The sequence below is a fragment of the Novosphingobium sp. SG720 genome, assembly GCF_012275365.1.
In the GTDB taxonomy this organism is placed as follows: domain Bacteria; phylum Pseudomonadota; class Alphaproteobacteria; order Sphingomonadales; family Sphingomonadaceae; genus Novosphingobium; species Novosphingobium rhizosphaerae.
Window position 1 is genome coordinate 93,713 of the sequence record NZ_JAAZQN010000007.1, and the last position, 25,865, is coordinate 119,577.

General features: G+C 67.5%; 20 protein-coding genes. 13 read left to right on the forward strand and 7 right to left on the reverse strand.

Features of this window, described 5'->3' with window-relative positions; all coding sequences use genetic code 11:
• The first annotated feature begins 4 nt into the window (after window positions 1–4).
• The 9 genes from ccoG to sthA all read left to right on the forward strand — a co-directional run bounded on the left by ccoG (window position 5) and on the right by sthA (window position 11,215).
• Window positions 5–1,519 carry a cytochrome c oxidase accessory protein CcoG gene (gene ccoG, locus FHW94_RS20225; RefSeq protein WP_168557647.1) on the forward strand — a complete coding sequence of 505 codons (1,515 nt, stop codon included), beginning with the start codon at window positions 5–7 and terminating at the stop codon, window positions 1,517–1,519.
• Between the two features lie 13 nt (window positions 1,520–1,532).
• Window positions 1,533–2,000, forward strand: coding sequence for a FixH family protein (locus FHW94_RS20230; protein WP_168557648.1), 468 nt, complete (start codon window positions 1,533–1,535; stop codon window positions 1,998–2,000).
• The gene (locus tag FHW94_RS20235; RefSeq protein WP_168557649.1) at window positions 1,997–4,141 is read left to right on the forward strand and encodes a heavy metal translocating P-type ATPase; all 2,145 of its coding nucleotides are present in this window, start codon (window positions 1,997–1,999) and stop codon (window positions 4,139–4,141) included. The genes FHW94_RS20230 and FHW94_RS20235 overlap by 4 nt, the downstream gene beginning before the upstream one ends.
• Window positions 4,138–4,290 (forward strand): cbb3-type cytochrome oxidase assembly protein CcoS, encoded by a 153-nt coding sequence (ccoS, locus tag FHW94_RS20240; RefSeq protein ID WP_168557650.1) that lies wholly within the window; start codon window positions 4,138–4,140, stop codon window positions 4,288–4,290. The genes FHW94_RS20235 and ccoS overlap by 4 nt, the downstream gene beginning before the upstream one ends.
• On the forward strand, window positions 4,287–4,577 hold the full coding sequence (locus FHW94_RS20245; protein ID WP_168557651.1) for a hypothetical protein: 291 nt from the start codon (window positions 4,287–4,289) through the stop codon (window positions 4,575–4,577). Before ccoS ends, FHW94_RS20245 begins: the two co-directional genes overlap by 4 nt.
• A 37-nt stretch (window positions 4,578–4,614) precedes the next feature.
• Window positions 4,615–5,970 carry an oxygen-independent coproporphyrinogen III oxidase gene (hemN, locus tag FHW94_RS20250; protein ID WP_168557791.1) on the forward strand — a complete coding sequence of 452 codons (1,356 nt, stop codon included), beginning with the start codon at window positions 4,615–4,617 and terminating at the stop codon, window positions 5,968–5,970.
• Between the two features lie 110 nt (window positions 5,971–6,080).
• Window positions 6,081–6,698 carry a bifunctional 4-hydroxy-2-oxoglutarate aldolase/2-dehydro-3-deoxy-phosphogluconate aldolase gene (gene eda, locus FHW94_RS20255; RefSeq protein WP_168557652.1) on the forward strand — a complete coding sequence of 206 codons (618 nt, stop codon included), beginning with the start codon at window positions 6,081–6,083 and terminating at the stop codon, window positions 6,696–6,698.
• A 72-nt stretch (window positions 6,699–6,770) separates the two neighbouring features.
• Complete coding sequence (locus FHW94_RS20260) at window positions 6,771–9,557, forward strand: phosphoenolpyruvate carboxylase (protein WP_168557653.1); 2,787 nt, start codon at window positions 6,771–6,773, stop codon at window positions 9,555–9,557.
• A gap of 227 nt (window positions 9,558–9,784) precedes the next feature.
• Window positions 9,785–11,215 carry a Si-specific NAD(P)(+) transhydrogenase gene (sthA, locus tag FHW94_RS20265; protein WP_246866305.1) on the forward strand — a complete coding sequence of 477 codons (1,431 nt, stop codon included), beginning with the start codon at window positions 9,785–9,787 and terminating at the stop codon, window positions 11,213–11,215.
• A 6-nt stretch (window positions 11,216–11,221) separates the two neighbouring features.
• Here the strand turns inward: sthA and FHW94_RS23745 are convergent, their stop codons facing one another.
• From FHW94_RS23745 to FHW94_RS20280, 3 genes are all read right to left on the reverse strand, one after another.
• Window positions 11,222–13,048 (reverse strand): FUSC family protein, encoded by a 1,827-nt coding sequence (locus FHW94_RS23745; protein ID WP_210425781.1) that lies wholly within the window; start codon window positions 13,046–13,048, stop codon window positions 11,222–11,224.
• Between the two features lie 115 nt (window positions 13,049–13,163).
• Window positions 13,164–14,279, reverse strand: coding sequence for a potassium channel protein (locus tag FHW94_RS20275; RefSeq protein ID WP_168557655.1), 1,116 nt, complete (start codon window positions 14,277–14,279; stop codon window positions 13,164–13,166).
• Between the two features lie 63 nt (window positions 14,280–14,342).
• On the reverse strand, window positions 14,343–14,930 hold the full coding sequence (locus FHW94_RS20280) for a WHG domain-containing protein (RefSeq protein ID WP_168557656.1): 588 nt from the start codon (window positions 14,928–14,930) through the stop codon (window positions 14,343–14,345).
• 179 nt (window positions 14,931–15,109) lie between these two features.
• On the opposite strand from FHW94_RS20280, the gene FHW94_RS20285 reads away from it, so the two are divergent.
• Window positions 15,110–18,535 carry an acyl-[ACP]--phospholipid O-acyltransferase gene (locus tag FHW94_RS20285; protein ID WP_349237574.1) on the forward strand — a complete coding sequence of 1,142 codons (3,426 nt, stop codon included), beginning with the start codon at window positions 15,110–15,112 and terminating at the stop codon, window positions 18,533–18,535.
• Window positions 18,536–18,697: 162 nt separating this feature from the next.
• Window positions 18,698–19,324, forward strand: a complete 627-nt coding sequence (locus tag FHW94_RS20290; RefSeq protein WP_168557657.1) for a YceI family protein — start codon at window positions 18,698–18,700, stop codon at window positions 19,322–19,324.
• Between the two features lie 48 nt (window positions 19,325–19,372).
• On the opposite strand, the gene FHW94_RS20295 is transcribed toward FHW94_RS20290, so the two are convergent.
• The 4 genes from FHW94_RS20295 to pdeM form a co-directional block, all read right to left on the reverse strand.
• The gene (locus FHW94_RS20295) at window positions 19,373–20,935 is read right to left on the reverse strand and encodes a hypothetical protein (protein WP_168557658.1); all 1,563 of its coding nucleotides are present in this window, start codon (window positions 20,933–20,935) and stop codon (window positions 19,373–19,375) included.
• Between the two features lie 163 nt (window positions 20,936–21,098).
• Window positions 21,099–22,595, reverse strand: a complete 1,497-nt coding sequence (locus tag FHW94_RS20300) for a hypothetical protein (protein WP_168557659.1) — start codon at window positions 22,593–22,595, stop codon at window positions 21,099–21,101.
• A gap of 241 nt (window positions 22,596–22,836) precedes the next feature.
• The gene (gene infC, locus FHW94_RS20305; protein ID WP_168557660.1) at window positions 22,837–23,361 is read right to left on the reverse strand and encodes a translation initiation factor IF-3; all 525 of its coding nucleotides are present in this window, start codon (window positions 23,359–23,361) and stop codon (window positions 22,837–22,839) included.
• A 143-nt stretch (window positions 23,362–23,504) separates the two neighbouring features.
• A complete protein-coding gene (gene pdeM / locus FHW94_RS20310) occupies window positions 23,505–24,197 on the reverse strand; it encodes a ligase-associated DNA damage response endonuclease PdeM (RefSeq protein WP_168557661.1) in 693 nt (230 codons plus the stop codon).
• Window positions 24,198–24,255: 58 nt separating this feature from the next.
• On the opposite strand from pdeM, the gene hemF reads away from it, so the two are divergent.
• Both hemF and FHW94_RS20320 read left to right on the forward strand, forming a co-directional pair.
• The gene (hemF, locus tag FHW94_RS20315) at window positions 24,256–25,119 is read left to right on the forward strand and encodes an oxygen-dependent coproporphyrinogen oxidase (RefSeq protein WP_168557662.1); all 864 of its coding nucleotides are present in this window, start codon (window positions 24,256–24,258) and stop codon (window positions 25,117–25,119) included.
• Between the two features lie 4 nt (window positions 25,120–25,123).
• Window positions 25,124–25,753 (forward strand): GNAT family N-acetyltransferase, encoded by a 630-nt coding sequence (locus FHW94_RS20320; RefSeq protein ID WP_168557663.1) that lies wholly within the window; start codon window positions 25,124–25,126, stop codon window positions 25,751–25,753.
• Window positions 25,754–25,865: the final 112 nt, after the last annotated feature.

Genomic DNA, 25,865 nt, shown 5'->3' on the forward strand with positions numbered 1-25,865 from the left:
CGCCATGCCCGCCGATCCCAGGCTCAAGCTCGTGGCATCCACCCCCGCACCGCAAGGCGGGGGTGGCCAGCCACCCGCACCACAAGAACCGGCGCTCTATGCCCGCCGCGAACCCGTTTGCCCCAGCAAGATCGACGGGCGGTTCCGGCGCTTCAAATGGGCGGTCATGGCGTTTTGCCTGGCGGTCTATTGGGGCACGCCGTGGCTGCGGTGGGATCGCGGGCCCTGGGCGCCGCATCAGGCGGTGTTGATCGATCTGGCCCATCGCCGGTTCTACATGTTCGGCATCGAAATCTGGCCGCACGAGTTCTATTTCGTGGCGGGCCTGCTGATCATGGCCGGGGTCGGCCTGTTTCTGGTGACATCGGCGGTGGGCCGGGCCTGGTGCGGCTATGCCTGCCCGCAAACGGTGTGGACCGATCTGTTCCAGCATGTCGACCGGCTGATCGATGGCGATCGCAATGCCCAGCTGGCGCTGGACCGCGCGCCCTGGGGCCCGCGCAAGACCGCCAAGCGGCTGACCAAGTGGGCCATATTCCTCGCCATCAGCTTTGCCACGGGTGGCGCTTGGATTTTCTACTTTGCCGATGCGCCCACGCTCCAGCGCGAATTCTGGACCGGTGCGGCGCCCGGCGTGGCCTATGCCTGCGTGGCCGTGCTCACCTTCACCACGTTCTGGCTCGGCGGTTTCATGCGCGAGCAGGTCTGCGTCTATATGTGCCCCTGGCCGCGCATCCAGTCGGCCATGCTCGATGAAAAGTCGTTGATCGTCACCTACAAGGACTGGCGCGGGGAGCCGCGTGGGTCGCTCAAGCAGGCCAAGCGCCTGCCCGGTGCCATCGGGGATTGTATCGACTGCAAGCAGTGCGTGGCGGTGTGCCCCACCGGGATCGATATCCGCGAAGGCGCGCAGATCGGCTGTATCACCTGTGGCCTGTGCATCGACGCCTGCGACCGCGTGATGGGGCAAGTGGGCCGCGACCGTGGCCTGATCGATTATTGCACGCTCGACGATGCCGAGGTGGAGCGCAAGGGCGGCGCGCCCAAGCCGCTGATCAAGGCGATCTTCCGCCCGCGCACGCTGGTCTATCTGGGCATGTGGAGCGCGATCGGCGCTGCGCTGCTGTTCATGCTGGGCGAACGCACCCGGCTCGATCTGTCGGTGGCGCGCGATCGCAATCCTGAATTCGTGCAGCTTTCCAACGGCGCGGTGCGCGATGGCTTCACCATCAAGCTGCGCAACATGGAAGACCGCCCGCGCGAAACCGTGCTGTCGCTCGAAGGGTTGCCCGATGGTGCGATCTATACCGACGAGATGGATGCATCGGCGGCCAAGCCCGCGCTGCGCTTTACCGTGCCGGCCGATACCACGCAGCGTTTGCGTGTCTATGCCGTGGTGCCGGGCCATGCCGCCCGGCCGCAGCCCTTTGCCTTTCACCTGGCCGCCGCGGCGCGCCCTGGCGAGAAGCCCGCGGAAGACCGCGTGAAGACCGAATTTTCCGCGCCAGCCGCGCCATAGAAGGATCACGCCGATGACCCAGCATCGCCCTGCACGTCCGTTCACCGGCCGCCACATGGCCGCCATCCTGATCAGCTTCTTTGGCGTGGTCATTGCCGTCAACGTGGTGATGGCGCGGCTGGCCACGTCCACCTTTGGCGGGGTGGTGGTGGAAAATTCGTATGTCGCCAGCCAGAACTTCAACCGCTGGCTGGGCGAGGCGCGCACCGAGCGCGCGCTTGGCTGGGCAGGGGCGGTGGCGCGGGGCAGCGACGGCGCCCTGGCCGTGACACTGAACGATGCCCAAGGCCGCGCGCTTTCCGGCGCACAAGTGACCGCCGTGGCCGAGCACCCGCTGGGCCTGCGCGACGACGTTGCCCTGACACTGCATGAAACGGCGCCGGGCCAGTATCGCGCGCCGCTGCCGGCGGGCCGCTGGAGGATCAAGCTGCGGGTGGCGCGGCACGGCGCCACCTGGCGCATGATGGGAGATGTGGGATGAGCCAGGCCGCCCAAACTCTTGCGCGCCCGGCAGCGAAAGTGTCGCTGCACACAGCGCTCAATGTTCCGGCCATGCATTGCGCCGGCTGCATGGGCAAAGTGGAACGCGCGCTGGCCGCCGTGCCCGGCGTTGCCCATGCCCGCGCCAACCTGACCGCACGCAGCGTGGGCGTCGATCATGATGACAGCGTGGCCGTGCCCGATCTGGTGGCGGCGCTGGCGGGGGCAGGCTTTGCCGCGCAGCCGCGCGAAACCGTGCTGGAGCAGGCGCCATCGGCGGTGCGCCCGCTGTTGGCGCCGCTGGCCGTGGCGGCTTTTGCCTGCATGAACGTCATGCTGCTGTCGGTCAGCGTCTGGTCCGGCGCGGATGGCACCACGCGCGATCTGTTCCATTGGCTTTCCGCGCTGATCGGCGTGCCGGCCATCGCCTATGCCGGGCGGCCGTTCTTCACCTCGGCCTGGGGCGCGCTCAAGCATGGGCGCACCAACATGGACGTGCCGATTTCCATCGGCGTCACGCTGGCGACCGGTCTGTCGTTCTATGAAACGCTTACCCATGGGGCAGAGGCGTGGTTCGACGGCACGCTGATGCTGCTGCTGTTCCTGCTGGCGGGCCGTGCGCTGGACGCGATGATGCGCGATCGCGCGCGCGCCGGGGTGGATGCGCTGTTGCGCCAGGCCGCACCGGGCGCGCTGGTGGTGGCCGCCGATGGCACCACCACCTGGCGCGCGGTGGCAGACCTGGCACCAGGCATGATAATGCGCGTGGCCGCGGGCGAACGCCTGGCCGCCGATGGCGTGGTGCGGCGCGGGGCCAGCCGGCTCGACCGTTCGCTGCTGACCGGCGAAAGCGCTGCCGTGCCCGCCAAGGTCGGTGACCTGGTGCTGGCCGGCACGCTCAACGAGGAAGCCCCGCTCGACGTGGAAGTGCGCGCCATCGGCGAGGATACGGCCCTGGCCGAAATCGCCCGCCTGATGGAGGCGGCCGGCCAGTCCCGCTCGCGCTATGTGCGGATCGCCGATCGCGCCTCGCGGCTTTATGCCCCGGCGGTGCACAGCCTGGCTGCGCTCACCTTTGCCGGCTGGATGCTGGCCGGGGTGGGGCTCTATCATGCGCTGGTGATCGCCATTGCCGTGCTGATCATCACTTGCCCTTGCGCGCTCGGGCTGGCTGTGCCGGTGGCGCAAGTGGTGGCGGCCGGCGCCCTGATGAAGCGTGGGGTGCTGATCAAGGATGGTTCCGCGCTGGAACGGCTGGCTGAGGTTGACCGCATGCTGATCGACAAGACCGGCACCCTCACGCTGGGCCGCCCGGTGCCCGATCCCGCCGCGCTCGATGCGCTGACTAGTGACGAAGCCGGCGTGGCCCTGGCGCTGGCCAGCCACAGCCGCCATCCGCTCTCGCTTGGCCTGGCCGAGGCACTGGCCGCGCGCGGCGTGAAAGCGTTGCCGCTTGACGCGGTGGAGGAAGTGCCGGGGCGCGGGGTGATCGCGTTGTGGCGCGAAATTCCCGTTTCGCTGGGCCGTCCGTCTTCGCCCACCGGCGGCATGGCGGCGGCCCTGGCGGTGGGGGCCGATCCGGTGCGGCTGATCGGCTTTGCCGATGCCTTGCGGCCCGATGCCCTGCGCGCATTGGCGGCGCTGCGCGGGCAGGGGCTGGAAGCCTCGATCCTGTCGGGCGACAATGTCGAGGCCGTAGTCCAGGTGGCGCGGCAGACCGGATTGACCGCGCAGGCCAGCGCCTCGCCACAAGACAAGCACGATGCGATCGGGCGCTTGGCGGCCGGTGGGCGGCGCGTGCTGATGGTGGGGGACGGGCTCAACGATGGGCCGGCGCTCGCCGCCGCGCACGCTTCGATCGCGCCGGGCAGCGCCAGCGACGTGGGGCGCCAAGCGGCAGACGTGGTGTTCACCACGCCTTCGCTCATGGCCCTGCCGTTCGCCGTGCGCATGGCGCGGGCGACGATGCGCGTGGTGCGGCAGAACTTCACGCTGGCGATCGCCTACAACCTGCTGGCGGTGCCGCTGGCCATGGCGGGCCTTGTCACGCCGCTGATCGCGGCCGTGGCGATGTCCACCTCGTCGTTGATCGTCGTGGCCAATTCGCTGCGGCTTTCCTGGATCGGAGGGAATGGGGCATGACCTCGATCGCGGTGCTCATCCCCATTGCGCTGGGCATGGGGTTGATCGGGCTCTGCGCCTTTTTCTGGGCGCTGCGCCGGGGGCAGTTCGTGGATCTGGATGGCGCCGCCGCGCGCATCCTGATCGACGAGACGGACGACGTGCCATGACGCGCCAGGGCCGCCTGCGGCTGGTGGCGCTGTGTTCGGCGGCCGCAGTGCTGCGTCTGTCGCTGCCCGCGCCGGCGGTGGTGGCCGGTGGTGGCGCGGCGCTTGCGGTGCCGATCTGCGGGGAAGCGGGCCATGTCCTGCTGATCCGCGTTCCCGGCCATGCGCCGCAGCGCAAGCCATCGGGCGACGGCACCGCGCCGTGCTGCGCGATTTGCCATAGCGCAATGCGCAAGCGCGCCGGAGAGCCTAGCTGCTGTGGCGAGGAGGACGACGACGATGTCGCTTGAAGCAGGCCCAGCTGCCCAACTGAACACCGCCGCCACGATGATCACGGCGGCGCCCCCGCCCGGATCGGGCGAACGCTTTGCCGATTGGACGTGGTATCCCGAACTGCTGGCGCGGCCGGTGCCGCGCTATACCAGCTATCCCACGGCGGCGGAATTTGCCGATGCCGATCTGGCCGATGCGCAGCGCGATGCGCTGGCCGCGTTGAAAGGCCCGGTCTCGCTCTATCTGCATATCCCCTATTGCCAGGAGATCTGCTGGTATTGCGGCTGCAATACCGGGGCGGCCAACCGCAGCCAGCGCCTGGCCGGCTATCTCGCAGCCTTGCATCGGGAGATCGAACTGGTGGCCCAGGTCATCGGGCCGCAGGCGCGGATCACCCGCATCGCGTTTGGCGGGGGCAGCCCCAATGCCATTTCGCCCACCGATTTCGTGCGGCTGATCGATACGCTCACGCTCAATTTCCGCCTGGCGCGGCCGGTGATCTCGCTCGAACTCGATCCGCGCAGCCTGGTGCCGCAGTGGTTCACCGCGATTGCCGGCATCGGCGTGATCAAGGCCAGCCTGGGCGTGCAGACATTCGATCCGCGCGTGCAGGCCGCCATCGGCCGGGTGCAGCCGCAGGATGATATCGCCCGTGCGATGGAGGGTTTGCGCCGGGCGGGCGTGGATTCGATCAATTTCGACCTGATGTATGGCTTGCCCCATCAGGACGAGGCGGTGCTGGACCAGACGCTGGACACCGCGATGGCCATGGCGCCCGATCGCGTGGCGCTGTTCGGCTATGCCCATGTACCCCACGTGGTGCCGCGCCAACGGCGGATCGACGTGGGCGCGCTGCCGGGGCAGCGCACCCGCTTTGCCATGGCGGCGCAAGGATCGGCGCGGCTGCGCGGGGCGGGCTATGAGGCGATCGGCTTCGATCACTTTGCCTTGCCCGGCGATGACCTGGCCAAGGCGCGCCACAACGGCACGCTGCGGCGCAATTTCCAGGGCTTTACCGATGATACCGCCGGTGCGCTGATCGGGCTGGGCGCGTCGTCGGTGGGCATGTTCCCTGGCTTGCTCGTGCAGAACGAGAAGAACGCGGGCCGCTATCGCCAGAGGGTGGAAGGCGGGCAGATGGCCGGTACGCGCGGCCTGGTGCAAAGTGCCGATGACTGCCGCCGCGCCGCCCTGATCGAAACGCTGCTTTGCCAGGAAGCGGTGGACCTGCCGCTCGACCTGCTGAACGACGTGCAGGACGGCCTGGCCCCGTTCGTTGTGCGCGGCCTGGCCCGAATCGAAGGGCAGCGGTTGGTGCTGGCGCCGCATAGCGCGCCCTATCACCGCTCGATCGCGGTGCTGTTCGATGCCTATCGTGGCGGCGGGCACCAGTTCAGTTCGGCCGTTTGATGCGGATTTCCCACGGTTTGAGGAAATAGCTATGCACCGGTCCTGTTAGCGGGTGCACAACCGCGCGCTGAAAGGCTAGGCTTTTCTCCTGCCAAATGCGGGGAGAGTTCATGAAGCCGATCGAAGCCATCATGCGCACGGCGCCTGTCATTCCGGTGCTGGTGATCGATGATGTGGCCCATGCCCTGCCGGTGGCGCGCGCCCTGGTGGCCGGTGGCCTGCGTGTTCTGGAAGTGACGCTGCGCACGCCTGCCGCCCTGGAAGCGATCACTGCGATGAAGAGCGTCGAAGGCGCCATCGTGGGTGCCGGCACGGTGACCAATCCGGGTGAATTGAAAGCCGCGATCGACGCCGGCGCCGAATTCATCGTTTCGCCCGGCCTGACCGATCGCCTGGGCCAGGCTGCCGTTGATTCGGGTATTCCGTTCCTGCCCGGCACCGCCAGCGCGGCCGATATCATGCGCGGGCTCGATCTGGGGCTCACCCACTTCAAGTTCTTCCCCGCCTCCACTTCGGGCGGGTTGCCCGCGCTCAAGGCGCTGGCCGCGCCGTTCTATCAGGCGCGGTTCTGCCCCACCGGCGGGATCACCCCGGCCAGCGCGCCGGAATGGCTGGCATTCGACCGCGTGTTGTGCGTGGGTGGCAGCTGGGTCGTGCCCAAGGGCGTGCCCGACGAGGCAGAGATCGAACGCCTCGCGCGCGAAGCCTCGGCCCTTTCCAAGGGCTGAGGGGCCAGCACGCGGGTGGCAGGCCAAGGCAAGGTTCGCTCGATACGTAAGCCAGCAGGGGGGAAACGGCAGATGAAGACCGTCGCAAAGCTCAGGGACCGTTTGCGCAAGCTGCACGAGCGCACCGCCGAAACGCCGCTGTTCAATCCCGTTTTCCAGCTGAGCCACGATCTCTCGCGCGAGCTGGAAACCGGCGCTCTTTCGCTCGATGACATGGAAGGCCTGGTCGCCGAGCTGGAATGCGAGGCGCTGCAAAACCGCGCGGGGCGCTTGGCGCGCCTGATCGCGCCGACCGACCCTGACGAGAACCTGGCGCGCGTGGCAGCCCTTCTGGACGAGGAAGACGGCTTCAGCCAGTTCCGCGCCCGCTGGGAAAAGCCGCTGTTGCACGCGGTGTTCACCGCGCACCCCACGTTCCTGCTCAATCCCGCGCAGGCCGATGCCGTTGCCACCGCCGCCCTGGCCGAAGATCCGCTGGCCTCCACGGTGTGCGCCCTGCCGGCGAATGGCCCCAAGATCACGCTGGAATTCGAACACCTTGAGGTTTGCAACGCGATCGAGCGTGCCGGCCATGCGCGCGATCGCATCAATGCCACGCTGCTGGCCCACGCCCGCCAGCGCTGGCCGGGCCGCTGGCTCGATTTCCGCCCGCTTCCGTTCCGCTTTGCCACCTGGGTCGGCTATGACATGGATGGCCGCACCGACATCGGCTGGCACACCTCCATCGCGTTTCGCCTGCGCGAAAAGGCGCGGCGCCTGCGCACCTACGCCAGTGGCCTTGCCAGCCTGGCGCCCGATCACACACTGCTCGCCACGCTCGAAGCGGCGCAAGCCCATGCCTCGGAAATGGCGGAGCTGTTTTCACGCCCGCTCGATACGCCCGAGGGGCTTGCTGCCGCCGCCAACCGCATGACCGCCGACGATCCGGCCAAGCTGCTGACTCTGGCGCCGATCATCGCCACGCTCGAAGCCGATGCCGCTGCTGCCGAAGATGGCGACGTGGCGGTGGGCCTGGCCACGCTGGCGGGCGCCATGCGCGCCGATGGCCTGGGCATGGGCTGGATCCATTTCCGCGTCAATTCCTCGCAGCTTCACAACGCCTTGCGCCGCCGGATCGACCCGGAAGGCACGCTCGACATTGCCAGCAAGAGCGCGATTTCGCGGCTGCGCGAACTGCTGGCCGAAGTGAAGCCGCTGCGCGTCAACTTTGCCGCGCTGGCGATCGAGACCAGCACCGCGATCCGCCAGTTCCTGGCCATGGCGCAGATCCTGCACCACATCGATGCCGATGCGCCGATCCGCATGCTGATCGCCGAATGCGAACAGCCGCAGACCGTGCTGGCCGCGCTTTATTTCGCCAAGCTGTTCGGCATCGACGACAAGGTGGACGTTTCGCCCTTGTTCGAAACCGAAACCGCGCTGGAACACGGTGGCCGCTTCCTGGAAGCCTTGCTGGCCGAGGAAGCCTATCGCGACTATGTGCGCAAGCGCGGGCGGGTCTCGATCCAGACCGGCTTTTCCGATGCCGGCCGCTTCATCGGCCAATTGCCCGCCGCCCTTGCCATCGAGCGCCTTCAGGGCCGCCTGGCCGAGGCGATGACCAACAATGGCCTGGCCGACGTGGCCGCGCTGGTGTTCGACACGCACGGGGAATCGATGGGCCGCGGTGCGCACCCGGCCGGTTTTGCCGATCGCCTGACCTGGCCATTGAGCCGCTGGGCGCGCCGCCGTTTCGCCAAGGCCGGCATCGCGCTGGAGGCCGAAGCCAGCTTCCAGGGCGGCGATGGCTATCTCTTCTTCCGCAACGACGAACTGGCGCTGGCCACGCTCTCGCGCATTGCCGAGGCGGAAGTGGCCTTTACCGCGCCGGCCGAACGCGATCCGTTCTACGCGCGCACCGATCTCAGCCTCGATTTCTATCGCGCCATTCGCCGCGTGCAGCGCGATCACCTGAAAAGCGCGACTTATGCCCGCGCGGTGACTGCGTTCGGCCTGGGCATGTTGACCGCCACGGGCAGCCGCGTCTCGCGCCGCCAGTCCGACATTTCGGCCGACCGCTCGATGAGCTTGCGCCAGATCCGCGCGATCCCGCACAACGCCATCCTCCAGCAGATCGGCTATCCGGTGAACGTGATCGCCGGGGCGGGCACCGCTGCGGGTGACGAGATGGAGGCGATTGCCGAACTGCTCGGCCAGTCGGAACGCGGCAACCAGTTGGTGCGCCTGCTGCGCGCGGCCAATGGCCTCGCCTCGATCAAGACCGTGGCCGCCTATGGCGAGCTGTTCAATTCGGCCTATTGGGCCAGCCGGCCTTATCGCGGCACCGAAACCGCGCTGGAATCGGCCTGCATGGCGCTGGCCGAATACCTCACCAAGGACGACCGCTCGGGCGTGTTCCGCCGCCTCACTTCGCGCCTGCGGGTGGACTGGATGAAGCTGCACCGCCTGCTGGCGCTGGTGCCCGGCCTGCCTTCGGGCCGCGATCCGGTGGTCGATGCCGAACGGCGCAATATCGGCCTGCTCCAGGCGGTGCGTCTTTCGCTGCTGATGCACATGTTCCTGCGCGCGGTGCAGGTGCCGCCGTTCTCGCGCTCCAACGACGTGAGCCGCGACGACGTGCTGGAAATGGTGCTCTCGCTGCGGGTGGACGATGCCCTGGCGCAATTGCGCCGCGCCTATCCCGTGGCCATGCCGCACGTGGGCGATTTCAGTGTGGACGAAGCCAGCGATTTCCCCGATCACGAAGGCGAAGACTATGGCGCGATCCGCGCCCGCTTCATCGACCCGATCGAGCGCGCCCATGCCCTGAACCTGCGCGTGGCGGTGGCCGTGGCGAACTACTTCGGCGCCCACGGCTGACGGTTGCGGGCGGGGGGCTTCGACTGGCTCAGCACGAACGGTGATGGCGATACTCTCCCCTGCTCCTTAGCGGAAGGGCCGGGGCGCGGTGTGAACCCTTGCACCGCGCATCCCCCCAACCCACCCAATCCCCATTGCCAGCCCCGCACCAGACGATAGGATGATGTCCTAGGGTGGAGAGGAAGTCTTCTGAAAGGCCGGGGGCGCTCTGATGCTGGCGGCCCCGCTTGGCATCGCGCCGGGGGGCGCGGCTTTCGGGGGGCGGCATGGACAAGTTCGATCTTATCGTCATTGGGTCCGGCCCGGCCGGGCGGCGCGCGGCGGTGCAGGCGGCCAAGCTGGGGCGCAGCGTGCTGGTGGTGGAAGGCCGCCGCCGGGTGGGCGGGGTTTCGGTGCACACCGGCACGATCCCCTCCAAGACCCTGCGTGAAACCGCGCTCAATCTGTCCGGTTGGCGCGAGCGCGGGTTCTATGGCCATTCCTATCGCGTGAAGCAGGATATCGGCGGCGAAGACCTGAATATCCGCCTGGCCAAGACCCTGGAACACGAAGTGACGGTGCTGGAGCACCAGTTCCACCGCAACAAGATCCGCACCATGGTCGGTGCCGGGCGTTTCGTCGGTCCCCACGAGATCTGCGTGCGCCGGACCGATGGCAGCGACGTGGTGGTGCGTGCCGAGCGCATCCTGATCTGCGTGGGCACCGTGCCGCATCACCCGGACAACGTGCCGTTCGACGGGGTGAGCGTGGTGGACAGCGACGCCATGGTGGAAGTGCCGCGCGTGCCGCGCAGCCTTTGCGTGATCGGTGCGGGGGTGATCGGCATCGAATATGCCACGATCTTTTCCGCGCTCGATGTGCCCGTTACCGTGATCGAACCGCGCGAGACGATCCTCGATTTCGTGGATCGCGAGATCATCGACGAATTCATCCACGACTTGCGCGACCGGGGCATGTCGATCCGCCTGGGCGTGGGGGTGGAGAAAGTGGAGCGCGGGCCCGACGGCTGGGTGACGACGACGCTGGCCGACGGGCGCACGGTGCGCACCGAAATGCTGCTGCATGCTGCCGGGCGCAGCGGCGCGACGGCCGACCTGGGGTTGGAACATTGTGGCCTTGCCACTGACAGCCGGGGCCGCATCACGGTGGACCCCAAGACATTCCAGACCGCCGTTCCGCACATCTATGCCGCCGGTGACGTGATCGGTTTTCCCAGCCTCGCCTCCACCTCGATGGAGCAGGGGCGGATTGCCGCCTGCCACGCCTTTGGCCTGCCGCTGCCGCCCGCGCCGCAATACTTTCCCTATGGCATCTATGCCGTGCCGGAAATCTCCACCGTGGGGCTGAACGAGCAGGAACTGAAAAGCCGGGGCATCGCCTATGAAGTGGGCATCGCCCGCTTTCGCGAAACGTCCCGCGGGCACATCATGGGTTTGCATTCTGGCATGATGAAGATGCTGTTTTCGCTGAAAACCCGGCGCCTGTTGGGCGTCCACATCCTGGGCGAGGGGGCGACCGAGCTGATCCACATCGGCCAGGCGGTGCTCAACCTGAAGGGCACGCTCGATTATTTCATCGAGAACACGTTCAATTTCCCGACCCTGGCCGAAGCCTACAAGATCGCCGCGCTCGACGCGTGGAACCGCATGCCGAAATAGCGCGGTTCAGCCACGCGCGCCCTGGCCAAGGCGGCGGTGCCAGGCCATTGCGGCACTGCCCGCCAGGGTACGCAGGGTGCCCAGCCCGGCGGCATGGGCCGCTGCGCCGTTGGTGCGGTTGATCAAGCCGCCAAGATCGTGGAGCGCGGTTTCGGCCTCGATGCTGGCAAGGCCCGCCGCACGGCGCACCGCCTCGATCTCGGCAAAGGGCAGGGCGGCCTCCACCGCTTCGAAATAGGCACGGTTGGCGGCGATGCCTTCGGCAATGCGCCCCTGCAGCGATGCCCCGAAATCGGGCCACAGCGCCAGCACGGCGAGCAGCGCGGCCAGGCTGCCGATCACATTGTCCACCATGCGCGCGGCCACGATGCCCTCGCCGGGATGGAGCATGGCCGTGACGATCACGAACAGCATGGTCAGGAACACGACGAAGACGGTGTAGTTGACCGCGCGCAGGGCAATCGCCGCGCCGGCCAGCGCCGTGGCCAGCACGGCCAGGGTGATGGTGGCATCGCCTGCCAGCAGCAGCGCGAACGCCAGAATGCCGCCCAGCACGCTGCCCAGGATCCGCTCAAGACAGCGTGCCCAGGTAATCCGCACGCCGCCTTGCAGCACCACGACAACCGCCATTGCCGCCCAATAGGGATAGCCCAGGTCAAACGCGAGCGCGGCGGCATAGACCGCCACCAGGCCCGCCGTCTGTCGCAGGGCCTGCTGCACCGCGCCGCGCGACAGCGGCCGCAGGCGCAACGGCCCGCGCAACGGCCCACGCAACGCATCGCGCGCCGGATTGGTGCAAGGATTGGGCAGGGGGGCGGCAAGGGCTTGCGCCAGGGCCAAGGCGCAGCCGGCGCACAGGTCTTCGCGCAAAGTGGGGACCAGCCGCCGCAGCCGGGCGACGGCCCAGGGCAGGGCGTACGGCTGGTCCGAGCAGTGCGCATTCGCACGATCGATCATCCAGGCCAGCAGCGCGGTGCGGCAGGCGCGCGCCACCGCCAGCCGCTCGTGCGCCGGGCCCACCCGTTCGATAAAGCCCTGGTCCAGCGCAATCAGCGCGCCGAACAGGGTTTCGGCCTTGGCCAAGGTGGCGTGATGCGCTTCCAGCATGCCGGCCTGCCCGGCATAGCGATCGAGCAGGCTGCGCAGGCGCTCGATGGCAAGGCGCACCGTGCGGCGGTGTTCGGCGTGCTCACTGTGCCAATATCCGTCGCGGTGCGGCCCATCGCCTTGGGCAACCAGGCTTTCGGCCATGTCGAGCAGGCGCACGATCACCGCATCGCTGGCGCGCACCAGCGGCCGCGCGGCATCGATCGGCCAGAGCAGGGTGATCAGCAGATAGGCCCAGGCCGCGCCGCCCATGAACGCAGCGGCCTGCGCGGCGGCGAGAGACACCGGCTGCGGGAAGCCCACGGCGACCACGGCCACCACCCCCAAAAGCGTGCCCAGCAACCCGCCATAGGCAATCCGCGCGCTGGCCAGGACAGCCGCAAACACGGCGATCGGGCCGATCACCATACCCGCCATCGGCCACAAGGCAGCCAGTGCGCTGCCGGCAAACGCGATCACCGTGCCCACGCCCATGAACAGCGCCAGGATGCGGCGCCGCACGGCATCGGGCGCCGGGGCATCGCACAGGCAGGTCCAGAAAGCGGCAAACACCGCCCAGCCCAGCACGGTGATGTCGCTGGCCAGGGCGAGCGCCAGCGGCGCACCCACGGCAAGGGCAGCGCGCAGCCCTTCGGCCTTGTCGAAATGCTCCGGCACCAGGCCGAACGAGCGCAGTTCGAGCCGGCGCGCCGCCCAGCGCACGATGCTGTCTGGGCGCCGCTTCACAGGGAGCGCAAGAGAAGGGCTGGCGGCGGGCAAGGCGTGCATGGCTGGCGCCGGCTCGTGCCGCCGCGCGTGCCGGGCGGCAATTGCATTTTTGCCCTGTGCAGTTGCGCGAACCTCACCGAACCAGCGTGCGGCCGTGCTTGATCGGGCGGGCCGGGGCGGTGAACACGGCGCCGGCCGAAAGGCGGCTGCCGCGCACCACCAGCAGGATGCGGTCTTCCGCTTCGATCCGCACGTCTTCGCCAGGATGCTGGATCTGCTGGCCATTGGCGCGGTCGATCTGCACGATGAAGAACGCGCCATTGCCGCGCCGTTCTGCCTCGCCCACGCTGGCGCCGGTCAGCGCGCCCTTGGCCGGGCAGGTGACGACTTCCAGGTCGAGCCCGAAATCGTGCAACTTGCGCTTCACTTCGCCCATCGGGCTGCTTTCGCCCACAGCCGCGCCGGTGGCGGGATAGAGGATCAATTCGGTGATGCGCTCCGCGCCGATATGGGTGGGCAGCACGACCTTGTCGGCCCCGGCATGGAACAGCTTGCTTTCGGTGGTGGGTGCCTCGCCGCGCGCGATGATCTCCACCTGGGGATTGAGGTTGCGCGCCGAAAGCGTGATGAACACGTTGGCGGCGTCATCGGGCAGCACCGTGGCCAGCACGCGGGCGCGGGTGATGCCGGCCTCTTTCAGCGTCTCCTCGTGCGTCGCCTCGCCCACCAGGGTGAGGAAGCCGTGGGCGCGGGCCTCCTCCGCCTTGGCCGGAGAGCGTTCCAGCACCAGGAACGGATGGCCCGCGTCGGCCAGAGCCTTGGCCAGTTGCACGCCGATGCGGCCATAGCCACAGATGATGGTGTGTCCGGTCAGGCGTTCGATTTCGGTTTGCATGCGATCAAGCCCCAACAGGCGGCGAAACTGGAACAGCGTGAACACCTGGACGAGCGCGCCGGTCAGCACGATCATGCCGGTGCAGCCCAGCACGATGGTCATGGTCGTCCACAGCCGCAGGAACGTGCCGTCGATCGGCCGCACTTCGCCATAGCCGACCGAGAAGATGGTGAGCAGCACCATGTAGGCCGCATCGCCCAGCGGCCACCCGGCGCGGACATAGCCCATGGTGGACACCGCAAACAGCGCCACGACATACAGCAGCGTGCCCGCCAGCAGGCGCAAGGGCGAACCCAGCACGCTGTTGGCGCCTTGCGAAAAGGCTGATTCGCTTCCCGGTCTCTGCTCGGCCATGGGTCCCCGTCCAGGGGCGACTGTGACGGGCGCTGCCGGCGCTGTCCAGCGTCGGCATGATGCCTATGCCGCGTTTACGGCGTCTTCCACGCGGGCGAGGACGGCGGCCAGCGGATCGGTTTCACCCAGCAGGCGGAACGTGCCGTTCATGGCAAAGAAGCAGTGCCCGTGCACCGTGGCCAGCAGCGAGCGCGCCAGCGCCTGTGCCTGGTCGCGGCGGCCGGTGGGCAGGGCGGCGGCCACTTCGCGCACCACCACATCGGTGATCGCGGTAACGCGCGCGGTGTAATCGGCCGGCGGGGTTTCATTTTCGGGCAGGCGGAAATCGTAGAGCGCGGTCCAGGCGTTGCGGTGCTGTGCGGCGAAATCGAAATAGGCGGCAATCGCCTGGGCCAGGCGGTTCTCGCTTTGCCCCTCAAGCCGTTGTTCCAGCGCGGCGCGCCACAGATCGAGCGTGTGGCCGTTGATCGCCAGCATCAGCGCATCGAGGCTGCCCATCACGTTGTAAATCGTGCCGATCGAATAGCCGATCTGCTTGGCCACTTCGCGCGCGGAAAAGCGGGCAAAGCCCACCTCCGACAATTGGCGATGCCCTTCGCGCACGATCATGGCGTGCAATTCTTCACGGGTGTGGTCTGATCGGCGGCCCATGGCGCGGCTCTAGCGCAGAAAATGAACACCGTCTAATTTTTTAATTGAACGGTGTATATTTCCGTGCGACATCGGCGATGCGGCCGCTGAGTCGCAAGGCCGGGTGTGCAACATTCGGCAATCCTTAAGGCTCTCGGCCTCATGAGCGGGGTCGGGCAGCGCAATTGGGGGCAAATCGCGTGGCAAAATCTGATCTTGCATTGCTGGGAAAACGCCGCTTCGGGCCGATTTTCCTGGTGCAGTTCCTGGGCGCGTTCAACGATAACCTGCTGAAATTCGCGCTGCTGTTCCTGGCCAACTTCGGCCTCTATGCCGCCGCGCCGGAAAAGGCCAAGATGTTGGCGGCGGTGGCCACGGGCCTGTTCATCCTGCCCTATTTCCTGTTTTCCGCGCTGGCCGGGCAATTGGCCGATGGCATGGACAAGGCGCGGCTGGTGCGCTGGATCAAGGGCGCGGAACTCGCGATCATGGCGCTGGCCATGGCCGGCTTCTGGCTGCTTTCCGTGCCGCTGCTGCTCGCCGCGCTGTTCTGCATGGGCCTGCATTCCACGCTGTTTGGGCCGGTCAAGTATTCGATCCTGCCCCAGCACCTGGGCGCGGACGAGATCATGGGCGGCACCGGCCTGATCGAGGGCGGCACGTTCCTGGCGATCCTGGGCGGGCAATTGCTGGCCGGCGTGGTCCCGTCGCATCTGGCCGGCCTGGCGCTCACCGCGCTCGCGCTGGTCGGTTTCCTCGCGAGCCTCATGGTGCCGGCGGCACCCCCGGCCGGGCCGAGCGAAAAGCTCGACTGGAACCTGTGGCGCGGCACCATGGCCATTCTGGACGATGCCCGCGCCATCCGCCCGGTGTGGGGCGCGATCCTGGGCACCAGCTGGTTCTTTGCCGCCGGGGCCGTGCTGGTTTCCGAATTCGCCCCGCTTGTCAGCGGCACGCTGGCCGCCACGCAGGATGTGGCGACGCTGTTCCTGATCGTGTTCTCGCTGGCGATCGCGGCCGGGTCGGTCTGCGTCAACCTGCTGCTCAAGGGCGAAGTTTCGGCTCGCTGGGTGCCGCTCTCCGCGCTGGGTCTGGCGGCGGGCCTGATCGACCTGTGGATCGCCACCAGCGGCTTTGCCGTGGGCGTGGCCGGTGCCTCCATCCCGCAGTTTCTCGCCACCGATGGGGCGTGGCACATCCTGTTCGACCTGGGCGTGATCGCCTTTTCGGGCGGCATGTTCATCGTGCCGCTCTATGCGATCATCCAGGTGAAAAGCCCGGTGGATCAGTGCTCTCGCCTGATCGCCGCCAACAACGTGGTCAATGCCGCGCTCACCGTGGCGGTGGTGTTGGTCGTTACCGGCCTGCTCGGCCTGGGGCTGGACGTGCCCGATCTGATCGGCGTGCTGGGCTTTGCCACGCTGGCCGTGGCGCTGGCCAGCGTATGGCTGCTGCCCGAAACCCTGTTCAAGGACGTGATCCGCCTGACGCTCCGCGTGCTCTATCGCGTGGAGGTGCATGGCCTGGAAAACATGCCGCGCGAAGGGCAGGGCGCGGTGGTGGTGGTCAACCACCTCTCGTTCCTCGATGGCGTGCTGTTGGGTGCGTTCCTGCCGGGCAAGCCGACCTTTGCCGTGCACACCGCCATTGCCAAATCGTGGTGGATCAAGCCGTTCCTCAAGCTGTTCAAGGCTTTCCCGGTCGATCCCACCAATCCCATGGCGGCCAAGGCGATGGTGCGCACCGTGCGCGGCGGCGCCTGCCTGGTGATCTTCCCCGAAGGCCGCATCACCGTGACCGGCGCCTTGATGAAAGTGTTCGACGGCCCCGGCATGGTGGCGGACAAGGCCGATGCGCCGATCATCCCGGTGCGCCTGGATGGCCCGCAGTTCTCGCCCTTTTCCTATCTCAAGGGCAAAGTGAAGCTGCGCTGGTTCCCCAAGGTTTCTCTCACCGTGCTGCCACCGCGCCGCTTTGCCATCGAAGGCGAAATGACCGCGCGCGCCCGCCGGGCAGAGGCCGGCCGCAAGCTCTATGACGAGATGAGCGGCATGATCTTTGCCACGTCGGACACACAGCGCACGCTGTTTGCCGCACTCACCGATGCGCGCAACCTGCATGGCGGCAAGACCCGCGTGCTCGAAGACGTGAAGCGCGTGCCGCTCAGCTATGACAGGCTGCTGGTGGCTGCCGGCCTTCTGGGCAAGCGGCTGGAGCAGGGCACGGACGTGGGCGAGGCGGTGGGCCTGCTGATGCCCAACGTGAACGGGGCCATGGCGGCGTTCTTTGCCCTGCAGGCGACCGGCCGCGTGCCGGCCATGCTGAACTTCACCGTGGGTGCGGCGGCCATGCGCTCGGCCTGCGCCACGGCGGCGGTGCGCACGGTGGTGACGGCGCGTGCGTTCGTGGAGCAGGCCAAGCTGCAGGGGGTGATCGCCGCGCTGGAAAGCGATGGCATCGCGGTGCGCTATCTGGAAGACATTGGCGCCACCATCGGCACCGGGGAAAAATTGTGGGCCCTGCTGCGCGTGGGCAGCCTGGCGCGCGCCCATGCCCGGCGGCGGATCGCGGCCGATGCCCCGGCGGTGATCCTGTTCACCAGCGGATCGGAAGGCCTGCCCAAGGGCGTCGTCCTCTCGCACGGCAATCTCTTGGCCAATTGCGCGCAGCTTTCGGCGCGGATCGATTTCAACAGCGCCGATGTGGTCTTGAACGCGTTGCCGGTGTTCCACTCGTTCGGGCTGACCGGGGGCACCCTGTTGCCGCTGCTCAACGGCATTCGCGTGGTGATGTATCCCAGCCCCTTGCACTATCGCATCGTGCCCGCGCTCGCCTATGATGCCAATGCCACGATCCTGTTCGGCACCGACACGTTCCTTTCGGGCTATGCCCGCATGGCCCATGGCTATGATTTCTATGCCTTGCGCTATGTTTTTGCCGGGGCGGAAAAGGTGAAGGACGAGACGCGCCGCACCTGGGCCGACAAGTTCGGCCTGCGCATCCTGGAAGGCTATGGCGCCACCGAATGCGCGCCGGTGATCGCGGTCAACACGCCGATGCACTTTGCCGCCGGCACCGTGGGCCGCCTGCTGCCCGGCATCGAGGCGCGGCTGGAACCCGTGCCCGGCATTGTCGAAGGGGCGCGGCTTTATGTGCGCGGGCCGAACGTGATGGCCGGGTATTTCCTGCCAGGGGAGCCGGCCGTGCTGCAACCGCCCGCCGATGGTTGGCACGACACCGGCGATATCGTCACGATCGACGCCGCCGGCTTCGTCACCATTCGCGGCCGGGCCAAGCGCTTTGCCAAGATCGGCGGCGAAATGGTCTCGCTGCCGGCGGTGGAAGCGTTGGCCGGCGGCCTGTGGCCGCAGGGCGCACACGCTGTCGTGACACGGCCCGACGCCAAGAAGGGCGAGCAACTCGTGCTGTTCACCACCCAGGCCGACGCCACCCAGCGCGCGCTGCAGCAATGGGGCCGCCAGGCGGGTGCGGCGGAGCTGTCGATCCCGCGCGAAATCCGCGTATTGGGCGAACTGCCGGTGCTGGGCACGGGCAAGGTGGACTATGTCACGCTGGGCGACATGGCTGCGCAATCGGCGGCGAGCGAGGAACCGGCCGAAGCCTGAAGCGAGAATGCCCTCTCTCGCGCCGGGCGAGAGGGGGCATCTTGCGCTTGGCTGGGGCCACCGCGCCTGCCGTCATACATCGGGCAGTCATGATACACTTGGCACCAGCCATGGGCCGATTATTGTGCCGCCTGACGGTCACCGGCCGGGAGTGCGTCTGCCATGTCACGCCGTTGGAAAGCTTTGTTCGCTGGCGCGCTTGCCGCTGCCACTTTGCCGGTGGCCGCGAATGCGCCGGCCCTGGCCCAGGCGCCGGCCGTGCCTGCCATGCTTCAGGGTCTTCCGGCCGGGCGCTACACCGTCAACCCCGCGCAGACCATGGCGCGTTTCCGCGTGCGCTATCTGGGCGTCAACCACATCGAGGGCACTGTGCCTGGGGCGACAGGCACGATCACTATCGATCCGGCAAACCTAGATGCCCTTGCGCTCGACGTGGTGATGCCGGCCACGGCCATCGCCACGCAGGACGGCGAATTCGACGATGAACTCAAGGGGCCGGGCCTGTTCGACGTGGCGCGCTTTCCCACCATCCGTTTCCAGGGGCGCAAGTTGATCGCCACCGGCCCGCGCACCGCGCGGATCGAGGGGGAAGTGACGATGCATGGCGTCACGCGGCCGTTGCTGCTGGAGGCCACGTTTGCCGAAGGTAACCAGGCGGATGGCGGGGCCCTGGCAGTCAACGCCACCGGCGTGGTCCATCGTTCCGAATTCGGCATGACCAAGTATGCGCCGTTCGTGGGCGATGACGTCAGGATCAGCATTGCCGTATCGCTCACGCGCGGCGGCTAAGCCTTGGCGCGGGCGGGCGCGGGATGAGACGCTGCCCGCCCTGCCGCCTCAGCCCGGATGCCGCTCCCCACCCTCGGGATGCGGGCGCTGCGCGTGGGCGGCGCGCTGCGCCGCGGCGCGGGCCTGGGCTTCCTGGCGCTTGGCTGCCGCCTGCGCCTGATGCTGCGCTTGCTGCGCCTGCTGGCGTGCGGCCGCGGCTTCGCGCTTTGCCTGGGCGGCTTGGCGCTGCGCCTGCGCGGCCTGGCGCTGGATCGCCTGCTGGCGCGCGCGGTCTTGCTGCATCTGGCGCTGCTGCGCTTGTTTTTGCTGCTGTGCTGCGCGCTGTTGCGCCGCGCGTTGCTGGGCCTGGGTACGGGCCGCCTGTACGGCGTTGGCGTGGGCGAGGGCCTTGGCCTGCGCCGCAGCGCGGGCCTGCTGCTGCATGGCCGCCTTGCGCTGCTGTTCTGCCTGGCGCTGCATGGTCTGCTGGCGTGCCGCCTGGAGCCTGGCCTGCTGCTGCGACAGGCGGGCCTGTTCCTGGGCGATCTTCTGTTGCCGCGCATTCTGCTGGGCTTGCTGCGCGGCGATTTGCCGCTGCGCGCGCTGGATTGCCGCCTGCTGGTCCTGCTGGCGCCGGGCCTGGTCGCGCTGCTGTTGCTGCTGCTGCTGCTGCTGGCGCTGCAGGTCTTGGCGGCGCTGGGCATCCTGCTGCGCCTGGCGGTCGCCACCAAGCCAGCTTGGCATCCAACTGGACGCGCGCGGCTCGCGCTGCGGCGGTGCATAGTTGACCGGCTGCGGCGGCGCAGAGCGGAAGCCCACGCGCTGCCATTGGTCGAAACGCTGTGCCTCGGCCGCGCGGCGCTGGCTTTCTTCCTGCCAGTGCGCGCGCTCCTGCGCCTCGTGCGCCTGATGATAGGCGCGCCACTGGTCCTGCTCGGCCATGTCTTGCGCCCATTGCGCGCGCGAAGCCGCGATTTCGGCGCGGCGCGCGGCCCAGTTCGCGGCAATCACCCCGCGATGCTCGCGCTCGCGCGAAAGGCGATAGAGATAATTGGCGCGATCGTAATAGCGCGAGGCGTAATCGGCGCGGCGTTCATAGACGTCGGACGGCAACAGGCCGCCGCGCTGGTCATATACAGCCACCAGTTGCGGCCCCGAATAGGCGTAGCTGTATTGTGGGTCGCGCACGAGGTAGGGCGTATCGGCGCCCGGTTGGTAATAGTAATAGCGATAGCCGCCATCGATCGGTTCGGCATAGCGGCGATCGCCCTGGCTGGTCTGCCAGACCCATGGGCTGACGCCGCCATCGTCATAGGTGTAATCCGGCGGCGCATCGCCGATCGCCTGGGTCACGCCCTGGGCGCGATCGAGATAGGCATAGGCATCGCTGCGGTTTTGCACCTGCGCCACGCGCACGCGCTGCTGCACCGGCAGGGCCTGGGCCGCCGGCGCGGGGGCCATTGCGGTGGCGGCGCCTGGTTGCAGCGGCACCGCCGCAGGCAATGCCGGCAGCGCGCCGCTGGCCTGGGCCGAAGGGCTCGCTTCGGGCGTGTCAGCCTTGTTGCAGGCGGTCAGAGCTATCGCCATGGCACTGGCCAGGGCGATGTTGAGCGTTGTCTGGCATTTCGACATGGCGTTTCATCCTGTTGCGCCGATCGCGCGGTGTTGTCTGCCACGATGCCCGCAGCAGCCTGAACCCACGTTGGCTCGCGCATTCATCGGCCCATAACGCGCCGATGCCGGTGATGATCCGCAAACAGATGAAACGCCGCGCCGCCCGGCCCCTTTTCGCGCGTCAGAAGTGGTACTTGCCGGCCAGTTCCAGCTTGTCGAGCGTGCCGGCCGGCGCCGCGGTTATGAAGGTCTTGCGGGCGTGGCGATATTCATAGCCGATGTCGATGGCGGGAAGCGGCGACCAGAACAGGTTGAACGCGGTGCTCCACACCGTGTGGGTATTGCCGTTGGCATAGACCTGGTTCATGCCGGGCAGCATCTCGTAATGGTTGTTCTGCCAGGCGCCGATCAGGTTGGCGCGGAGCGTCGACCCCAGCGGCACGTGCAGCGCCGCCATGACGGCCGCGGTGTCGATATTGCCATAGCCCCTGGCGCGCACGCCGTTGCCCACCATTTGATATTCCTGGCCCAGATCGGTCGAGCCCAGGCCGACATAGCGCCCGATGTTGCGGCCATAGGTGATCATGAACTGCAAGTCCGCGCCCTGGTCTTCATCCAGCCAGATCTTGCCACCCAGGCTGCCGCCAACGCCCAGCCGGCGGAAGTTGCCGGCTTCACCGTGGATCTCGCGGGCCAACCCGGCCAGCGAGAGTTCGCCTTGGCGCCCGCTCCAGCCCAGCCGCGCGGCCAGGTCCGGCTTTTGCGAGCGATGGTTGTCTGCCCAGCCGTTGCTGCTGGTTTCCGCCACATGGCTTTCCGGCTTTTCCAGCGCAACATGCAGCGCCAGGCCATCGCCCAGCGGCTGGGAATAGCGCACCAGGGGCTGGCGCACGAAAACCAGTCCTTCGGTGGCGCCGATATAGTCGGTCGATTCCGGCAAGGCCCCGGTGAACTGGAACGTGGTCCAGTCCTGGCCCACCGTCCAGCGATCGACTTTCACGAACGCGCGGCGCAGATAGGGCGTTTCGCGGTTGGGCACCGTCAGGTCGGCATCGGGCCCCGGCAGTGGCTGGAAATCCACCTCGACATAGCCGTCGATGGTATGGCCGGCCACGATGTGGTGGGTGGACAGGTGCAACTCGGTCTGGCGCAGGCTGGTATTGGTAAACCGCCGGCCGCTGCCAGTTGGCGATGGGATCATGGTGGGCACATAGATGTCGCGCCCCAGCGCATTGTTGGCCAGGCTGGTGGATTCCACCCGTGCGATCGACGCCACCATCTTGATCGTGCCGCCCAGGTGTATCGCCGGCTGGCCCTCATCGCGCGGCGACGCCGGGCGATCGGGGGTGATTGCAGCAGATGCCCGTTCCGCTGTGGGTGCCGAGGCGGCAGCCAAGGCCGTTGGCGGAGGCGCTACAACAGCAGGTGCGGGGCCGCCTTGGGGTGTGGCGCGCGCGGCGGCCAGTTCCTGGCGTGCTGCGGCCAGGTCGTCCTGCATCTGCGCCATCTGCGCTTCGATCCGCGCAATGCGCGCTTCCAGCGCTTTTTGCGGGTCGTCGGGCGCCTGGGCAGCATTGTCTGCCGCCGCCGGGCTGGCAAAGGCCGGGGTGCCAAGGGCGGGCGTGGCCAGCATGGTGGCGGCCATCAGCAAGGCGGGGAAGCGAGGAGATTGGGTCAAAGGGGCACCTGGTCCGAAGATGAAACCTTGAACCGCCTGGCGGCGGCATGCGGTGCGACCCGATGCGTTGCTTTGTCTGGCACGCGTTTTATTGCGGGAATGTATAAGGATAATTGCGTATTTTGTCCAACGGTTTGCCGCCTTGCAAAACCGCTTCTCGCACACGCCACAAAAAAGGCGCACCCGGCAGGGCGCGCCTTTTTTGGTTTGGGCTTGTCCGGCTCGACCGGGGCCGACGGGTTCAGCCCTTGGGGGCGAGCACCATCAGCATCTGGCGGCCTTCCATGCGGGGGAACGCCTCGATCTTGGCGATTTCAGCGACATCTTCCTGCACGCGCTTGAGCAGGTTCATGCCCAGCTGCTGGTGCGAAAGCTCACGGCCGCGGAAGCGCAGGGTGACCTTCACCTTGTCCCCATCCTCGATGAAGCGATGCACATTGCGCATCTTCACGTCATAGTCGTGATCATCGATGTTCGGACGCATCTTGATCTCCTTGATCTCCTGCGTCTTCTGGCTCTTGCGGGCGGCGTTGGCCTTTTTCTGCGCCTCGTAGCGGAACTTGCCCACGTCGAGGAACTTGCACACCGGCGGATCGGCGTTGGGCGAGACTTCGACCAGGTCCAAGCCGACTTCGGCTGCCTGATCGATCGCTTCACGCGTGTACATCACGCCAAGATTCTCGCCGTTTTCGTCGATCACGCGCACCTTGGGCACGTTGATCATCTGGTTGTAGCGAGGGCCGCTCTTGACGGGGGGCGCCAACATGCGCCGGGGCGGGGGAGCTATAGTGCTATCTCCTGAAGTTGATCCGGGTGCGAGTCATGGAAAGGACTCAAGGCGCGCTCATATCACAACAGCGCGGTAGATAAAGGGCCTTCGGGCGAATGTGGGCCTGCAATCGGTGTCTTTCAAGCCGCAGCGGCCTGCCACAGTGGGAATTGGGCCACACGTGCGGCCGTGGGCACCAGTGCCGTGATGCTGCGCGCCGGTTGCATTGCCTTGAGCAGCGCGGGATGTGCAGCATCGAGGCCGCCGGTCAGCGCGCCGAATGCCGGCAGGATCAGCTTGCGTTCGCTCATCACCGCGCAGGGGCGGCTGACCCGGCGGCCGCGCGTGGCCAGGCGCAAGCAGGGGTGAAAATGGCCGGAAAGCTCGGGCCGGGTTTCGCTGGCCTGCGCCTCGTGGCGCAGCACGATCCCGTCCACTTCCAGTTCGGCCAGCATTGTCCCCGATGCCGCCCCATCCTTTTCATCATGGTTGCCGGTGATCCACACCCAGTCCACCCGCGCGGCCAGTGCCGCCAGCCGCTCTGCCGCGCGCGGCTCCAGCCGGGCAGGGCCATGGGCATCGTGGAAATTGTCCCCCAGGCAGAACACACGCCGCGCGCCGGTGTGGCTGATCAGCGCAGACAGCCGGTCCAGCGTTTCGCGGCTGTCATAGGGGGGCAGCATCTGGCCGGTTCGCGCAAACCAGCTGGCCTTTTCCAGGTGGAGGTCGGCCACGAGCAGCGCCTGCTGCGCCGGCCACACCAGCGCGCGCGCCGGGCCGAGCAGCCATTCCTGGCCGGCAAAGGGGAAGGGGGCGAACGAAAGGAGAACCATGGCTTTCCCTTGCCGCAGCCCCGCCGATTTGGCAAGCGCTGGTACCCAAGGAGATGGCATGACCGACTGGACCACCCACACCGCCCGCGCCCGCGCCTGGTTCGAAAGCCTGCGCGACCGGATCTGCGCGGAATTCGAGGCGATCGAGCGGGAGGCGGGCAGTGACGCGCGCTTTACCTATCGCCCGTGGAACCGCGAGCACGAGGGCGAGCCGGTGGAAAACGGCGGCGGCGGCGTGCAGGGCCTGATGAAAGGCCAGGTGTTCGAGAAAGTGGGCGTCAACGTCTCCACCGTGCACGGCGCGTTCAGCCCGGAATTTGCCCGCACCATCAACGGCGCGGACCCGGAAAACCCCACGTTCACCGCCACCGGCATCAGCCTGGTGGCGCACATGGCCAATCCCCATGTGCCGGCCGTGCACATGAACACGCGCTTCCTCACCACGCGCAAGGCCTGGTTTGGCGGCGGCGGCGATCTCAACCCGCCATTGCCCTATGAAGAAGACACCGCCGATTTCCACGCCCGCTTCCAGGCGGCCTGCGACGCGCACGATCCGGCCTATCACCCCCGGTTCAAGGCCTGGGCGGACGATTATTTCTTCATCCCCCATCGCAAGGTCCATCGCGGCGTGGGCGGCATTTTCTACGATCACCTGGAATGCGACAGCGACGCCGCGTTCGAGGCGAACTTTGCCCTGACGCGCGACGTGGGCGAGGCGTTCCTCGATGTCTATCCCCGGCTGGTGCGCCGCCGCATGGGCCAGGCGTTTACCGCGCAGGACGAGCAGCAGATGCTTGAATGGCGCGGCCGCTATGCCGAATTCAACCTGGTCTATGACCGGGGCACGCTGTTCGGCCTCAAGACCGGCGGCAATATCGATGCCATCCTGATGAGCCTGCCGCCGCGCGCGGTGTGGAGCTGAAGTCATGGCGATTGCCGACGTTGCCGCGCCGCTGGGGCAGGGCTTTCACGCGCTCGCGCCGGGCGACCTTGCCGCCGTGGTCACCGCGCTGGACATGCGCGAACCGCCCGCCAGCCTCAAGCGCCTGGTGCCCGAAGCCGACGTGCCACTGCAACTGGTGCGCTGGAAAGCGGCTGACCCGGCCAAGTACCGCCTGCTCTACCGTCGCGTGGGCGCCAAGTGGCTGTGGTGGTCGCGCCTGGCGCTGGACGACGCCACGCTCGCTGCGATCATCCACGATCCCCAAGTGGAGCTTTACGCCGTGGCCGACCGCGCAGGGGTGGAAGTGGGCATGCTGGAACTCGATTTCCGCAAGGGCGGCGAGGCGGAAATCGCCTTCTTCGGCCTGATCCCCGGCGCCACGGGCAAAGGCTTCGGCAAATGGCTGATGCGCCGCGCCCTGCAAAAGGCGTGGAGCCATGAAGGCGTAGGCCGCGTGTGGGTCCACACCTGCACGCTCGACGGCCCGAGCGCGCTGCCGTTCTACATGGCGCAGGGGTTTGTGCCTTACGCGCGCTTCGTGGAAGTGTTTCCCGACCCGCGCGGGTTGGGGCTGCTGGGCGAGGAGTCGCCGCAGGTGCCGGTTTTGGGGTGAGAGGGCGATTGGAGTAAGGGGGCGGCATGCTTCGACCAGGGTCGGTCGTTCTGGTGTAATTCTGAGAGCGTCAGCTTACGTTGACACCGGTCATTCCGATATCATTGAGCCC